This is a genomic window from Pantoea sp. AG1095, assembly GCF_003208415.1.
GTDB classification, from domain to species: Bacteria; Pseudomonadota; Gammaproteobacteria; order Enterobacterales; family Enterobacteriaceae; genus Pantoea; species Pantoea leporis.
Genome location: NZ_QKMJ01000008.1, coordinates 20,984 through 35,238, shown reverse-complemented (window position 1 = coordinate 35,238; position 14,255 = coordinate 20,984). Strand labels below are relative to the sequence as shown.

15 protein-coding genes and 1 other RNA gene are annotated in these 14,255 nt (G+C 55.0%); 8 read left to right on the top strand and 8 right to left on the bottom strand.

Annotated elements, in window-relative coordinates; all coding sequences use genetic code 11:
• Positions 1-36: 36 nt before the first annotated feature.
• Together queC and DEU53_RS16240 are read right to left on the bottom strand one after the other, a co-directional pair.
• On the bottom strand, positions 37-732 hold the full coding sequence (gene queC, locus DEU53_RS16245) for a 7-cyano-7-deazaguanine synthase QueC (RefSeq protein WP_101762419.1): 696 nt from the start codon (positions 730-732) through the stop codon (positions 37-39).
• A gap of 26 nt (positions 733-758) precedes the next feature.
• Positions 759-2,474, bottom strand: a complete 1,716-nt coding sequence (locus DEU53_RS16240) for an SgrR family transcriptional regulator (protein WP_110867740.1) — start codon at positions 2,472-2,474, stop codon at positions 759-761.
• 93 nt (positions 2,475-2,567) lie between these two features.
• On the opposite strand from DEU53_RS16240, the gene cof reads away from it, so the two are divergent.
• Entirely contained in the window at positions 2,568-3,389 is an 822-nt protein-coding gene (gene cof, locus DEU53_RS16235; protein WP_110867739.1) for an HMP-PP phosphatase, read from the top strand.
• A 34-nt stretch (positions 3,390-3,423) separates the two neighbouring features.
• On the opposite strand, the gene DEU53_RS16230 is transcribed toward cof, so the two are convergent.
• Positions 3,424-4,458 (bottom strand): PLP-dependent cysteine synthase family protein, encoded by a 1,035-nt coding sequence (locus DEU53_RS16230; protein WP_110867738.1) that lies wholly within the window; start codon positions 4,456-4,458, stop codon positions 3,424-3,426.
• A 115-nt stretch (positions 4,459-4,573) separates the two neighbouring features.
• Between DEU53_RS16230 and DEU53_RS16225 the strand changes: the two genes are divergently transcribed.
• From DEU53_RS16225 to amtB, 5 genes are all read left to right on the top strand, one after another.
• A complete protein-coding gene (locus DEU53_RS16225; RefSeq protein ID WP_110867833.1) occupies positions 4,574-5,035 on the top strand; it encodes an Lrp/AsnC family transcriptional regulator in 462 nt (153 codons plus the stop codon).
• A 23-nt stretch (positions 5,036-5,058) separates the two neighbouring features.
• On the top strand, positions 5,059-6,828 hold the full coding sequence (locus DEU53_RS16220; protein ID WP_110867737.1) for a SmdA family multidrug ABC transporter permease/ATP-binding protein: 1,770 nt from the start codon (positions 5,059-5,061) through the stop codon (positions 6,826-6,828).
• Positions 6,821-8,596, top strand: a complete 1,776-nt coding sequence (locus DEU53_RS16215) for a SmdB family multidrug efflux ABC transporter permease/ATP-binding protein (RefSeq protein WP_110867832.1) — start codon at positions 6,821-6,823, stop codon at positions 8,594-8,596. The genes DEU53_RS16220 and DEU53_RS16215 overlap by 8 nt, the downstream gene beginning before the upstream one ends.
• Before the next feature lie 259 nt (positions 8,597-8,855).
• The gene (gene glnK / locus DEU53_RS16210; protein ID WP_007886947.1) at positions 8,856-9,194 is read left to right on the top strand and encodes a P-II family nitrogen regulator; all 339 of its coding nucleotides are present in this window, start codon (positions 8,856-8,858) and stop codon (positions 9,192-9,194) included.
• Between the two features lie 33 nt (positions 9,195-9,227).
• A complete protein-coding gene (gene amtB, locus DEU53_RS16205) occupies positions 9,228-10,517 on the top strand; it encodes an ammonium transporter AmtB (RefSeq protein ID WP_101762414.1) in 1,290 nt (429 codons plus the stop codon).
• A 70-nt stretch (positions 10,518-10,587) separates the two neighbouring features.
• On the opposite strand, the gene tesB is transcribed toward amtB, so the two are convergent.
• On the bottom strand, positions 10,588-11,451 hold the full coding sequence (gene tesB / locus DEU53_RS16200) for an acyl-CoA thioesterase II (protein ID WP_101762413.1): 864 nt from the start codon (positions 11,449-11,451) through the stop codon (positions 10,588-10,590).
• A 205-nt stretch (positions 11,452-11,656) separates the two neighbouring features.
• Between tesB and DEU53_RS16195 the strand changes: the two genes are divergently transcribed.
• Positions 11,657-12,214: a YbaY family lipoprotein gene (locus DEU53_RS16195; protein WP_110867736.1), complete on the top strand. Its 558-nt coding sequence runs from the start codon at positions 11,657-11,659 to the stop codon at positions 12,212-12,214.
• A 145-nt stretch (positions 12,215-12,359) separates the two neighbouring features.
• Here the strand turns inward: DEU53_RS16195 and DEU53_RS16190 are convergent, their stop codons facing one another.
• Entirely contained in the window at positions 12,360-12,671 is a 312-nt protein-coding gene (locus DEU53_RS16190) for an MGMT family protein (protein ID WP_008103902.1), read from the bottom strand.
• A 177-nt stretch (positions 12,672-12,848) separates the two neighbouring features.
• Here DEU53_RS16190 and ffs point away from each other — a divergent pair.
• Positions 12,849-12,945, top strand: an RNA gene (gene ffs / locus DEU53_RS16185) — signal recognition particle sRNA small type.
• A 129-nt stretch (positions 12,946-13,074) separates the two neighbouring features.
• Here ffs and DEU53_RS16180 read toward each other — a convergent pair.
• From DEU53_RS16180 to DEU53_RS16170, 3 genes are all read right to left on the bottom strand, one after another.
• Positions 13,075-13,293 carry an HHA domain-containing protein gene (locus DEU53_RS16180; RefSeq protein ID WP_007886938.1) on the bottom strand — a complete coding sequence of 73 codons (219 nt, stop codon included), beginning with the start codon at positions 13,291-13,293 and terminating at the stop codon, positions 13,075-13,077.
• A gap of 24 nt (positions 13,294-13,317) precedes the next feature.
• Positions 13,318-13,695, bottom strand: coding sequence for an Hha toxicity modulator TomB (tomB, locus tag DEU53_RS16175; RefSeq protein ID WP_007886936.1), 378 nt, complete (start codon positions 13,693-13,695; stop codon positions 13,318-13,320).
• A gap of 147 nt (positions 13,696-13,842) precedes the next feature.
• Positions 13,843-14,196, bottom strand: coding sequence for a hypothetical protein (locus DEU53_RS16170; protein ID WP_101762410.1), 354 nt, complete (start codon positions 14,194-14,196; stop codon positions 13,843-13,845).
• Positions 14,197-14,255: the final 59 nt, after the last annotated feature.

Below are 14,255 nucleotides of genomic sequence, written 5' to 3'. Positions count from 1 at the left end.
TGGCGCCGATGACGCCAGTTTACCCTGCGGCCTGAATCAGTTGAGGCCGCTTTTTTGTTTCATCGCTGCCATCACCGCCGGCGCGTTCGCCTGATAATCTGCCAGGCCACGGGCGCGTAAATGACAGGCCGCGCATTCGCCACAGCCATCACCTTTTACGCCGTTGTAGCAGGTAAGCGTTTCAGCGCGTACCAGCGGCAGCTGCTGCCAGTAATCGGCCAGCGCCCAGGTTTCCGCTTTATTCAGCCACATCAGCGGCGTCTCAAAGCGAATATTGCGCGCCATGCCGAGGCTGACGGCGTTATTCAGTGCTTTAACAAACTCATCACGGCAATCCGGGTAGCCGGAGAAATCGGTTTCGCACACGCCGGTGATCACCGCTTCGGCTTCGACCTGATAGGCATAAATCGATGCCAGCGTCAGGAACAGGATATTACGGCCCGGTACAAAGGTACTCGGCAAACCGCTGGCATTGGGATCATAGGTCGGCACCGGAATGTTGTCGCGCGTCAGGCTGCTAACGGCTAACTCGTTGAGCAGCGTAACGTCCAGCACTTTGTGCGCGCGCGCGCCCAGCTTGTGCGACAGCTCAGCCGCAACCTCGATCTCTTCACGATGGCGTTGGCCGTAATCAAAAGTAACGCAATGCACTTCATCATAGTGTTGCAGCGCCTGAATTAAACAGGTGGTGGAGTCTTGTCCGCCACTGAATACCACAACGGCTCGTTTCATTTTTTCTTCCCCAAAAATCAGTGCGCTTATGGTACTGGCTTGGACGCAGGCTGAACAGCGCTAGCTGTGGTTGGCGGCGGAATCCAGGCGCGGGTGAAATCAAACCATCCCAAACTATTAAGCTGGATGCCCTCCACGCCGGGTGGCGCAAAAACCTGATAGCGATAGTTAAACAGCGGCAGTAAGTGGCCATCGCACATCAGCTGCTGAAACAGTTGCTGAGTCAATTCACTGCGCTGCAGTGCATCAGGTTGTTGGGCAATCGCGCTCAGTGGCGTTTGCAGAACCTGTTCGCGCAGCGGCTGCCAGACCGGATCGTTCTCCAGCCAGTTCACCAGCGTAAACAGTGGTGCATCGCCAATCAGTCGATCGCCCATCACCACATCGGCCTCACTGAGATCGCTATCGTCACGCCAGCTTTTTACGTCATGGAAGATGCAGGTGAGGGCGCAGCCGTGTTGCGCCAGCAGTGGAATTAACGCCTGTGCCATCACATGCAGTTCGACCGGCAAGTGGTAATGCAGCGTTAATGTGGGCGGCAGTGCAATCGTCTCTCTTTCGGCGCGCGGTACCGGCCAGCCAGGAAGCAGCTCATGGCTCGGTGTGATTAAACCCTCATCCAGCGGCAGTTGCTGAATCACACCGCTGCGCTGAATCAGGGCAATCAGCGATTGGGCCTGTTCGGCACTGAAGTTTGCCGAGATGCGTGGCGCCAGATAGCAAAATCCCAGGCTGATACTGCGATCAACCGGACGTAGCGAACCGAGTTCGTCAGGATCGCCAATGGCGATTTGCACCGGATGGCTGCAACTGGTGCCGAGATCACGATCAAACAGCTGCGGAGTGATCCAGTATTCCATCCGCTGGATCAGCGGGCGCTGCAAATGCCAGCGCGCATGGCTCTCCAGCCGCACCATCTCAGCGGTGAAATGCGTGAGTTTCCACGGCCCGCTACCGATATCGGTGAATTCAGGATGCGGTAACAGACAGAACTGATGCGCCAGCCGCTGCGGCAGCCAGTAATCGCTTTCGCGCAGTTGAATATGTATCGCTAGCGGATGCGGCGCTTCAATCTGTTCAATCGCCGCCAGCAGCCGCGAACCGCCTGGCGAATGCCTGATCTGTTGCAGCTGCTCAACCAACTGTGCCGCCTGCATCGGTTCATCGTTGTGCCAGCTGAGCTGTGGGCGCAGCCAGAAATACCAGTCACGGCCGCTGGCATCATGCTGCCAATGGTGAGCGAGATCGCCTTCAACATCGTTATCGCGAAAACGCGTTAACCCGGAGAAAACCTGGCGCGCCAGATGTTGCTCGGCGCGTCCGGTCAGCTGCAGCGGACGCAACGGCTCCATCGCGCGGTAGTAAGGAATGCGCAGCACCGGCGATTGCTTCTGCCACTGACCGCCCATCAGTGGTCGCAGCAATTTTACTAATCGCTCGGGATGCAGATCGAGCACCTGCAGCGCCTGTACCGCCTCGCTGGCGTCGAGTTGCTGCGTTAACAACTGCTGGCGCAGCTGTTCCGGCGACACCAGGAAAGTCAGCTCACCCTGTTTGCCACGCCCGGATTCACTGCGCCACTGCAGCCAGCCGGCATCCTGCCACTGACGCAGCAGCGTGCGCACATGGCGCTCGCTGCAAAAGCAGTGTTGCGCCATCGCAACGACGCTAAGGCGTTGCGTTTCGCCGTGGCTAAGTTGCCACAGGCGCTGAAATTGATTGACCCGATGAAGTTCACGCATAGTTAAACCCGGAACAGTTTTTAAAAAGTATTCACTATTAGTTCCGTAATTACCAGGCGATAGTAGCTGCCTCACTCAGACAGGAGAATTCGCATGGCTCGCCTCGCGGCATTTGATATGGACGGCACGCTGTTGCTGCCTTCGCACCGGTTAGGTAATGAAACGCTGGCAAGCCTGCACGCATTGCATCAGCGCGGCGTCACGTTGGCGTTTGCCACCGGGCGCCATCTCATGGATATGCAGCGAGTACGCGAACAAATCACCTTGCCTGCGTGGCTGATTACCGGTAACGGCACGCGCATTCACGATCTTGAAGGCAACCAACTTTACGGCTGCGATTTATCGCCATCGGTGGCGGAAGAGGTGATTCATACGCATTGGCAAACGCCGGCCTCGATTCATGTTTTCAACGATGAGGGCTGGTTTACCGATAAGCCGCTGCTCGGCGCGCTGGAAGCGCATGCGATGAGTGGCTTCCATTATCAGCTGCGCGATTTGCGTCAGATGTCGGCGCATGAAGTCACGAAAATCTGTTTTATTGCGCCACATGAAATGTTGCAGGCGTTAAAAAGCGAATTGCAGGCCGCGTTGGGCGAGCGGGCCAACATTTGCTTCTCTGCGTGGGATTGTCTGGAGGTGTTGCCGGTCGATTGCCATAAAGGCGCGGCATTGGGACGTTTGTGCCAGCATCTTTCGCTGTCGCTGGCGGATTGTATGGCGTTTGGCGATGCCATGAACGATCGCGAAATGCTGGAACGTGTTGGCAGCGGTTTCATTATGGGCAACGCCATGCATCAACTGAAAGCGTCGTTGCCCCATTTACCGATTATCGGACATTGCGAGACACAGGCGGTGTCTCACTACCTTAATCACTGGATGACCACACCACACCTCGATTATTCCCCCGAATGCTGAGGCTTACAGTGAACCGGACAGGACGTCCGGTTTTTTATTGCAGCTCACGCACCCACGGCGCAATGTCGCCGATATTCTGCTCTACCCACTGCGCATTGTAATAGGTGTCGGGATAGCGCTCACCGCTGTCACACAGCAACGTCACCAGAGAACCCTGCTCACCGTTTTCCCGCATGCGTTTTGCCACCTGCATCATGCCCCAGAAGTTGGTGCCGGTTGAAGCGCCAGGGCGACGTCCCAGCACCTTTTCCAGCTGCAGCATTGCGGCGATAGTCGCGCCATCCGGCACTTTCATCATCTCGTCAATCACGTCGGGTAAAAACGACGGTTCCACGCGCGGACGACCAATGCCTTCAATCAGGCTGCCGCGTTCGCTGCGCAGCGTTTTGTCGCGGCTCTGCCAGTAATCAAAGAACACTGAATGCTGCGGATCGACCACCAGCAGGCGCGTGTCATGGCCCTGATAGCGGATATAGCGGCCCAGCGTTGCCGAGGTGCCGCCGGTACCGGCGCTCATGATCACCGTATGCGGCACCGGGAAGGGTTCGTGTGACATCTGGCGGAAAATGCTTTCGGCGATGTTGTTGTTGCCGCGCCAATCAGTGGCACGTTCTGCGTAGGTGAACTGGTCCATAAAGTGGCCGTTGAGTTCACGTGCTAAACGCTCGGATTCGCTGTACAGCTGGCAGGGATCGGCGACGAAATGGCACTCGCCACCGTAAAAACCAATCATCTCGATTTTGCGTTTCGCGGTGCTGGCGGGCATCACAGCGATAAAGGGCAAACCGAGCAAACGCGCGAAGTAAGCTTCCGATACCGCAGTACTGCCGGATGAGGCTTCAATGATCGGCGTATTTTCGTGGATCCAGCCATTCGCCAGGCCATAGAGAAAAAGGGAACGCGCCAGTCGATGTTTTAAGCTGCCGCTGGGATGGGTGCTTTCATCCTTAAGATAGAAGTGAATGCCGGGAAAATCATCCAACTTAAAGCGGATCAGATGCGTATCCGCGGAGCGCTGAAAATCGGCGTTAATTTCATTGATGGCGTGGCGAACCCAGGGCGTTTGCATGTGGCATTTCCGTAATCATTATTGCGCACAGTGTAAGGCACTGGCAGGAAAAAGAGGTTGCTTTAATCACGGTATAATGGTGCGCTTAGAGAAAATTTTTCTCCGGGAGTGGCAAATGTTAGATAAAACTGACCGCACTTTGCTGGCAATGCTGCAGCAGGATTGCACGTTGTCGCTGCAGACGTTGGCCGATGCGGTGAATCTCACCACCACGCCGTGCTGGAAACGCCTGAAAAAACTGGAAGATGATGGCATTATTCGTGCGCGCGTGGCGCTGGTGGACGGCGAAAAAATCGGTCTGTCGCTCACCGCTTTTATGTTTGTTAAAACTCAGCAGCACAGCAGCGAGTGGTTTAAGCAATTTGTCGCCGTGGTGCAGCAAATGCCGGAAGTGATGGCGTTTTACCGCATGGCGGGCGAGTACGATTATTTGCTGCGCATTCAGGTCGCGGACATGAAGAGTTACGACAGCTTTTATAAGCGCCTGGTGAACGGCGTGCCGGGACTGATAGATGTGACCTCCAGTTTTGCCATGGAAGAGATTAAATACACCACCGCCTTGCCGGTAGCGCCCTAACGGGCACAGAAAGAGACACGCTTGTGCAATTATTCAGCCAGTTAAGTTGGTATTTCCTGCGCGAGTGGCGGCGATATCTGGGCGCCGTCAGCTTGCTGATCGTTATTGCCTTACTGCAATTGCTGCCACCGCACGTGGTTGGCGTAATTGTCGACGGCGTCACCCAGCATAATTTAAGCGCCGGGCAGATCTTTATGTGGATCGGCGTGATGCTGGTGACGGCGGTGATTGTCTATCTGCTGCGCTACGTCTGGCGCGTGCTGCTGTTTGGCGCATCCTATCAATTAGCCGTTGAGCTACGTGAAGATTTTTATCGCCAGCTCAGCCGCCAGCATCCGGCATTTTATCTGCGCCATCGCACGGGCGATCTGATCGCCCGCGCCACCAATGATGTGGATCGCGTGGTGTTTGCCGCCGGTGAAGGCGTGCTGACGCTGGTGGATTCGCTGGTGATGGGATTGGTGGTGCTGATTGTGATGAGCACCCAAATTAGCTGGCAACTGACGTTACTGGCGCTGATCCCGATGCCAATTATGGCTTTCGCCATCCAGAAAGACGGTGCCCGCTTGCATCAACGTTTCAAAGTGGCGCAGGCGGCGTTTTCAAGCCTGAACGATCAAACCCAGGAAAGCCTGACCAGCATTCGTATGATCAAAGCATTTGGCCTCGAAGATCATCAGTCGCAGCAGTTTGCCGGCATTGCTGCTGATACCGGCAAGAAAAACCTGCATGTGGCGCGCGTGGATGCGCGATTCGATCCGATCATTTATATCGCCGTCGGCTTCTCTAACCTGCTGGCAATTGCCGGTGGCGGCTGGATGGTGTGGAACGGCAGTTTGACGCTTGGGCAGCTCACCAGCTTTGTGATGTACCTTGGTCTGATGATTTGGCCCATGCTGGCGCTGGCGTGGATGATCAACATCGTTGAGCGCGGCAGTGCGGCGTGGAGCCGTATCCGTTCATTGCTGGCGGAAGCGCCAGCGGTTGAAGATGGACAGAAAGTGTTACCGCCCGAACCTGGCATCCTGCAGGTTGCCATTCGTGAGTTCCGCTATCCGGCCAGCTCTGGCCCGGTGCTGAGCCATCTTAATTTCCAGTTAAAACCGGGCCAAATGCTGGGATTATGTGGGCCAACCGGCTGCGGCAAGAGCACGCTCCTAAGCTTGATTCAGCGCCACTTCGACATCGATCAGGGCGATATTCGTTACCACAATTCGCCGCTGCCGCAGTTGCGGCTCGATAGCTGGCGCAGCCGGCTGGCGGTCGTCAGCCAGACGCCTTTCCTGTTCTCTGACACCATTGCCGCCAATCTGGCGCTGGGTCGCCCGAATGCGACGCAGCAAGAGCTGGAGCGTGTGGCAACCATGGCCTGCGTGCACGACGATATTCTGCGCCTGCCACAAGGTTATGAGACCGAAGTGGGCGAACGCGGCGTGATGTTATCGGGCGGACAGAAGCAGCGCATCGCGATTGCACGCGCGCTGCTGCTGAATGCCGAAATCCTGATTCTGGATGATGCGCTGTCGGCGGTTGATGGCCGCACTGAACATGACATCCTGCATAACCTGCGTCAGTGGGGCAAAGGGCGCACCTTGATTATTAGCGCGCATCGTCTTTCGGCACTTACCGAGGCCAGCGAAATTCTGGTGCTGCAGCACGGCGCCGTGACGCAGCGTGGCGATCATGACACCCTGGCGGGCAAAGAGGGTTGGTATCGCGATATGTACCGTTATCAGCAGCTGGAAGCCGCACTGGATGACGATGAAGTGGCAGAAGGAGCAAGCCGTGGCTAAATCACAACGTTTATGGCCGACGCTGAAACGACTGCTGGCGTATGGCAAACCGTGGCGTAAATCGCTGTGGCTGGCGGTCGGCATGCTGTGGATTGCGGCGGCAGCCGAAGTGACCGGACCGGTGCTGGTAAGCTACTTCATCGATAATCTGGTGGCGAAACATCAGATGCCGTGGGGCATCGTCGCGGGCCTGCTGGTTGGCTTTGTCCTGCTGCAATTGCTGGCCGCCGGTTTGCACTATTTTCAGGCGTTGCTGTTTAACCGCGCGGCGATTGGCGTGGTGCAGCAATTGCGCGTGGACGTGATGAACGCGGCGTTGCGCCAGCCGCTCAGCGCCTTCGATACGCAGCCGGTCGGCCAAATCATCTCGCGCGTCACCAATGACACCGAAGTGATCAAAGATCTCTACGTTACCGTGGTGGCCACAGTGTTGCGCGCCGCCGCGTTGATTGGCGCGATGCTGGTGGCGATGTTCTCCCTCGACTGGCGCATGGCGTTGGTAGCGATCGTGATTTTCCCGCTGGTGCTGACGGTGATGATGATTTATCAGCGCTTTAGCACGCCGATTGCGCGTCGCGTGCGCAGCTATCTGGCGGACATCAACAACGGCTTCAATGAAGTGATCAACGGCATGAGCGTGATCCAGCAGTTCCGCCAGCAGGCGCGCTTTGGTGAACGCATGGGCGAAGCCAGCCGTTCACACTACTTGGCGCGTATGGAAACGCTGCGGCTGGATGGCTTTTTGTTGCGCCCGTTGTTGAGTCTGTTTTCGGCCATGATTCTGTGCGGTTTGCTGATGCTGTTCAGCTTCGCCACGCCGGGCGTGTTTGAAGTTGGTGTGCTGTACGCCTTTATTACCTATCTTGGCCGCCTCAATGAACCGCTGATTGAACTCACCACGCAGCAGTCGATGCTGCAACAGGCGGTGGTGTCCGGCGAGCGTATCTTCGAACTGATGGATGCGGAGCAGCAAGGTTATGGCAGCGATAGTCTGCCGCTGGCCTCCGGCAGCATCTCGCTGCGTGATGTGAGCTTTGCCTATCGCGATAATCGCGATGTGCTCAGCCACATCAATCTCGAAGTGCCGGCGCGTCATTTTGTTGCGCTGGTGGGGCACACCGGCAGCGGGAAAAGCACGCTGGCGAATCTGCTGATGGGCTATTACCCGGTGACGCGCGGCAGTATCGAACTGGATGGTCGCCCGCTGCCGCTGCTGTCGCACGCCGCTTTACGTCAAAGCGTTGCGATGGTGCAACAGGATCCGGTGGTGCTGGCGGATTCGCTGCTGGCCAACGTGCGTTTGGGGCGCGATATCCCGGAAGATCAGGTGTGGCAGGCGCTGGAGACGGTGCAGCTGGCACCGCTGGCGCGCAGCATGGCGGACGGCATCCATACGCGTTTAGGCGAGCAGGGCAATAATCTGTCGGTTGGGCAGAAACAGCTGCTGGCGCTGGCGCGCGTGCTGGTGTCATTACCGCAAATCCTGATCCTCGACGAAGCCACGGCCAATATCGATTCCGGCACGGAACAGGCGATTCAGCAGGCGTTACGTGCACTACGCCAGCACAGCACGCTGGTGGTGATTGCGCATCGCCTTTCCACCATTACCGAAGCCGATCAGATTTTAGTGCTGCATCGCGGTCAGGTGGTGGAACGCGGTACGCATGCTGAGCTGCTGACCGAGCAGGGCCGTTACTGGCAGATGTATCAGCTGCAGCAGGCCGGCGATGAACTCGCGGCGGGCATCCCCGTACAAGCCGAAGGGTGAATTGCACCTTTTTTGCACAGTTTTATCGGAATGTTCTGTATTGATGCACTTCTTTGAGGCTTGAAGCACCAAAGAAGTGCAATATTGCAACACCTTTCCTCTTCCTCCTCCGCAATCTGCGCTGTGCTTCACATAACGAAGCGTGATGCAGCGCGCCTATGCTACTGACATTCCCCTTTTTTTATTTATGGCACAGCCTTTGCTTATATCCCTACGTGTCCGCGAAGACTCACTCAATTTCTTATCCGGAGGGGAACGTATGAAGCTGGTTACCGTGGTAATCAAACCATTTAAGCTGGAGGACGTGCGTGAAGCCTTATCCTCTATTGGCATTCAGGGACTGACCGTTACCGAGGTTAAAGGTTTTGGTCGCCAGAAAGGTCACGCAGAGCTTTATCGCGGTGCCGAGTACAGCGTTAACTTCCTGCCAAAAGTAAAAATTGATATCGCTATTGCGGACGACCAGCTTGATGAAGTGGTCGATGTCATCAGCAAAGCCGCGTATACCGGCAAAATTGGCGACGGCAAGATTTTCGTCGCAGAACTGCAGCGCGTCATTCGTATTCGTACCGGCGAGACCGACGAAGCAGCACTGTAACTGGGGCTCTGAATTGTGATGGGATGGAAAGAAATGAATAAACTGATAACGAAGTTGGGCCTCACCAGCCTTGCGCTGTTACCTTCTCTGGCGATGGCGGCCGCCCCTGCAGTAGCGGATAAAGCCGATAACGCCTTTATGATGATCTGTACCGCCTTGGTACTGTTTATGTCGATTCCCGGCATTGCGCTGTTCTACGGCGGTTTGATTCGCGGCAAGAACGTGCTGTCGATGCTGACGCAGGTTGCGGTGACCTTCTCACTGGTTTGCGTGCTGTGGGTGATTTACGGCTACTCGCTGGCGTTCAGTGAAGGCAACGCCTTCTTCGGTAGCTTTCAGTGGGCGATGCTGAAAAATATTGAGTTGAAAGCGCTGATGGGCAGCTTCTATCAGTACATTCACATCGCGTTCCAGGCTTCCTTCGCCTGTATCACCGTCGGCCTGATTGTTGGTGCGCTGGCTGAACGTATTCGCTTCTCTGCGGTATTGATCTTCGTGGTGGTATGGCTGACGCTGGCTTATCTGCCAATCGCACACATGGTATGGGCTGGTGGCTTGCTGGCGCAAGATGGCGCGCTCGACTTCGCGGGCGGCACCGTGGTTCACATCAACGCCGCCGTTGCTGGCTTGGTGGGTGCTTATCTGGTGGGCAAACGTGCTGGTTTCGGCAAAGAAGCCTTCAAACCACACAACCTGCCGATGGTGTTCCTCGGTACCGCGATTCTGTATGTGGGCTGGTTCGGCTTCAACGCTGGTTCTGCTTCCTCAGCTAACGAAATCGCTGCGCTGGCGTTCCTGAATACCGTGGTGGCTACAGCGGGTGCGGTGCTGTCGTGGGTGTTTGGCGAGTGGGCGGTACGCGGTAAACCTTCTCTGCTCGGTGCTTGCTCTGGCTTCATCGCCGGTCTGGTGGCGATTACCCCAGCTTGTGGCTATGTGGGTGTCGGCGGCGCGCTGATTATCGGTCTGGCGGGTGGTTTAGCCGGTCTGTGGGGCGTAACAACCCTGAAGAAATGGCTGCGCGTTGATGACCCATGTGATGTGTTCGGTGTGCACGGCGTGTGTGGCATCCTTGGTTGTATCCTGACCGGCGTGTTCGCGTCCTCTTCACTGGGCGGCGTAGGCTACGCAGAAGGCGTGACCATGGGCCATCAGGTTTGGATTCAGCTGTTCAGCGTGGGTGTGACCATCGTCTGGACTGCAGTTGTAGCCTTCATCGGCTTCAAACTGGCGGATATGATTGTTGGACTGCGTGTTCCGGAAGATCAGGAACGTGAAGGTCTGGATGTAAACAGCCACGGCGAGAACGCTTACAACCAGTAACCGCCGGGCTAAAGAAGAGCAGTGCGCTAAATTATAAAAAAACAGAGGGGCGATTTTATCGCCCCTTTTTTTATGCGTCGCGTTGGCGCATCACGCCTTCCTGCACCGTGGTCGCCACCAGTCGGCCATCCTGGGTATAAAACTCACCCCGCACAAAACCGCGCGCGCCCGAGGCGGAAGTGCTCACTACGCTGTACAGCAGCCATTCAGACAAGTCGAACGGACGATGGAACCACATTGAGTGATCGATGGTTGCAACTTGCATATCGGCTTCGAGGAAGCCTTTACCGTGCGGCTGCAGCGCCACCGGCAGGAAGTTAAGATCCGAGGCATAGCCCAGCAGATATTGATGGATACGACGGTCGGCCGGTAACTCGCCGTTGGCACGAATCCACACCTGACGCAGCGGCTCATCGACGTGGCCTTTCAGCGGGTTATGAATTTGCACCGGACGAATATCCAGCGGACGCTCGGCGAGGAATTTTTCTTTCAGCTTGAGTGGCAGATGCGCGGCCAGCTTTTTCGCCAAATCCTGTTCCGATGGCAGATTATCCGGGCCCGGCACCTGCGGCATTTCATTCTGATGCTCGAAGCCGCTTTCAGGTGCCTGGAACGAAGCCGTCATGTAGAAGATCGGCTGACCATTCTGTACCGCGCTAACGCGGCGTGCGCTGAAGCTTTTGCCGTCACGCAGCGTTTCGACATCATAAATGATGGCTTTTTGGCTATCGCCCGGACGTAGAAAGTAGCTGTGGAAGGAGTGAATGATGCGCTCTTCCGGCACCGTTTGTTTCGCAGCATACAGCGCCTGGCCGACTACCTGGCCACCAAACACCTGGCGCAAGCCCAGATCTTCGCTCTGACCACGAAACAGGCCTTCTTCCAGTTTTTCCAGATTTAATAAATTAAGCAGGTTGTGCAGTGCCTGGCTCATAGCGGATTCCTCAGCGTGACTCATCGCGTCAGTGTGAAAGATCCGACCAGTTTCCGTCAATGATTTTGCCGCGATTTCAGCGGGCTGGCGGAGGGTTTAGGCGCAATGCCGATATTTGTGCCAGAATTAAGGTCATTCGGCGGCTGAAAAGCTAAGCAATGAATTTACCGCCGACAATCATAGTGTTCATAAGGAGACGACATCGATGAAACTCTGGCAAGTTATTAGCGGTATGACCCTGGCTGCGGCGATTACCGGTTGTGCGGACCACAGCAAGCCGGTTGCCACACCTACACTCGGCTCAGCGGTAGCGGGGCAGCAGGCCGCGATTGCGCAGCCTAATGTCAGTGGTTCGGTGTATATCCGCCAGCGCATTGCGCTGCCGCCGGATTCTGTGCTGACCGTTACGCTATCAGATGCATCGCTGGCCGACGCGCCTTCAAAAGTGCTGTCGCAGCGCGTGGTGCGTACTGAAGGGAAACAGTCGCCGTTCCAGTTTGTCTTGCCGTTTAACCCGGCTGACATCCAGCCGAACGCGCGCATTCTGTTGAGTGCGGCGATTTCGATTGATGGCAAGCTGGCGTTTATCACCGATACGGTGAAACCGGTGATTAATCAGGGCGGAACAAAAGCCGAACTGCTGTTGGTGCCAGTGACTAACGTCGCGATGCAAACCCAGCCGGGAGCAGCAACAACAGTGCCTTCGACTTCACCTACGCAGGTGACGCCATCTGCTTCGGTGCCGGCACCGACAAGTCTGTAATCTACCAAACGGCACAGGCCAAGCGCACAGGCCCGCTGCCGTGGAGTAAAGCGTCACACGCCATGGATGGCGTGTGCCGAGCGATCAGGGACGAGACAGCGCCTTTACGTAACGGCTGCAGGCCTGTGCGCGACATATCGCACCGCTAAATTTCCCACCGATATTTCTCTAACTCGATCTCCCCAGCATCGCTCACTTCAATCCCTTCCGCTTCCAGCGCATCGCGCTGACGAAACAAGTCGTCACCCTGCAGTGAAATGCGGCCATGGCGATTGATAACGCGAAACCAGGGTAATTTACTGCCTTCCGGCAAACGGCGTAATACGCCACCTACCTGGCGTGCCGCGCGCGGCGAACCCGCTAATTGCGCAACATCCCCGTAAGTAGTGACCTTTCCTGGCGGAATGGCCGCGATGATCTGCCAGACGCGCTCAGAGAAATTGTTTTGGTCGCTCATATGCGCACCTATTTTTATCTGGAAAGGGCAAACTTTAGCATGCAGAAGGGTAGACATCAGCGCATTGCTGTGTGCTTGTGCAAGAAACCAACGGTTGTCGGGCCTGCGCTTGCAATTGCCGGGGGCATACTTGATAATGCCTGCGCTCTCGAAATGAGGGCTTGTCAATGGGGGCCCTGTTGGTTCTCCCGCAATGCTAACTTGTGAACTCGGTCAGATCCGGAAGGAAGCAGCCGCAGCAGGCGACGCGTGTGCCGGGATGTAGCTGGCAGGGCCCCCACCAATTTGTACCCGCCTCATACTCCACAGAATTTTACGCACAGAGAAATCTGGCAATCCTTTGCCGGTGATTCAATCCTTGATCAAAACGATGATGGTGCAGATCGGCTGTTAGGGGAAAAACTTAGCGGACGAACTTCCAGACAGAAACCGGTACTTTATCGTAAAGCTTATTCATGGTCAGTTCAGCCAGACGATGATCGGCTGCCGAATAGAATACCGCGAGTTCATTATCAGGTAATTCATACTTGTTTTTTTCGATAACCCGTTCAAGGGTATCGATTGAGCGACAGCGGCGCAGTCGCATCAAATAATCTGTTTTAGTTAAGGCTTGGTTGCTCATAAATAAACCGGTCTCAGTCTGGTGCTAAAAGGAATGGCTAGGTTGTTGGAGATAAGCGCACTCTTCGGCAAACAGATTAAATAAGCGTTTTGCTGAACGCTGCCACCGTTGTAGATCCTGAGTATTGATTCCATAGCTGCTGAACAGCATAAAGGTATCGTCAAGATATTCATCGATTTGCGTAATCAGGGCTTCATCTTCAACGTGCTTAATTTTGTAATTCATCGTGAAAGAAGCGATATGCTCAATCAAATCGTTGAGCTGTAAATTGCTTTCCGAAGTAGGATCATTAACCCAACCATGATGGCTGTCAGTCAATGTCGCCATACTTTCGTCGAACAGGTTCTCACACAGGTATTTAAGCTGGGCAATATCATGCCGTTTCGGTGAGTATTCGTCCATCTTTTTCCCCTCCATAGCTAGCACAGTTACCGCAGCGCGGCGAGATTAAGAAAAGCTACCAGGAAGCGATATCGAATAAAATTGAATTCAGCGACTCCTTAAATGTAATCCACAATCATTAGCTTTGCTCACCTCAATTACCAAATATTACAATTCATCGGCAGGAGAGGGGCGCTCATTGTCAATCACGTCAAACACCAGCGCGCCGGGCTTTACCTGAAACAACACTTCTTCACGACGCGTAAACGTTTCATTTAAATCCAGGCAAGGATTAAATAAATTCCAGCTGAAATCGTAAAGCATTTTAAATCGATTATTGTCGGTTGGTTGAATAGAAATAATCTGGAAGCTATCAGGAACTAATTGCGCGTTTTGAGAATACCACTGTAAATCACCGGCTAATGCCTCGGCTATTTTGAGAATATTCCCCTGGATAATTCTGACCAACTTTTCGCAATCGTCCTCATCCACAGCAATATCACAATGAATAATAGACGGCATTTTGTATCCAGTAAAAGAATGATGTTTCTATCATTGAGCTTATTGAGTGATATTGCAAG

Coding starts and splice junctions, on each gene's coding strand:
- queC (WP_101762419.1), bottom strand. CDS start 732: ATGAAACGAGCCGTTGTGGTATTCAGTGGCGGACAAGACTCCACCACC.
- DEU53_RS16240 (WP_110867740.1), bottom strand. CDS start 2,474: ATGCGTGAACTTCATCGGGTCAATCAATTTCAGCGCCTGTGGCAACTT.
- cof (WP_110867739.1), top strand. CDS start 2,568: ATGGCTCGCCTCGCGGCATTTGATATGGACGGCACGCTGTTGCTGCCT.
- DEU53_RS16230 (WP_110867738.1), bottom strand. CDS start 4,458: ATGCAAACGCCCTGGGTTCGCCACGCCATCAATGAAATTAACGCCGAT.
- DEU53_RS16225 (WP_110867833.1), top strand. CDS start 4,574: ATGTTAGATAAAACTGACCGCACTTTGCTGGCAATGCTGCAGCAGGAT.
- glnK (WP_007886947.1), top strand. CDS start 8,856: ATGAAGCTGGTTACCGTGGTAATCAAACCATTTAAGCTGGAGGACGTG.
- amtB (WP_101762414.1), top strand. CDS start 9,228: ATGAATAAACTGATAACGAAGTTGGGCCTCACCAGCCTTGCGCTGTTA.
- tesB (WP_101762413.1), bottom strand. CDS start 11,451: ATGAGCCAGGCACTGCACAACCTGCTTAATTTATTAAATCTGGAAAAA.
- DEU53_RS16195 (WP_110867736.1), top strand. CDS start 11,657: ATGAAACTCTGGCAAGTTATTAGCGGTATGACCCTGGCTGCGGCGATT.
- DEU53_RS16190 (WP_008103902.1), bottom strand. CDS start 12,671: ATGAGCGACCAAAACAATTTCTCTGAGCGCGTCTGGCAGATCATCGCG.
- DEU53_RS16180 (WP_007886938.1), bottom strand. CDS start 13,293: ATGAGCAACCAAGCCTTAACTAAAACAGATTATTTGATGCGACTGCGC.
- tomB (WP_007886936.1), bottom strand. CDS start 13,695: ATGGACGAATACTCACCGAAACGGCATGATATTGCCCAGCTTAAATAC.
- DEU53_RS16170 (WP_101762410.1), bottom strand. CDS start 14,196: ATGCCGTCTATTATTCATTGTGATATTGCTGTGGATGAGGACGATTGC.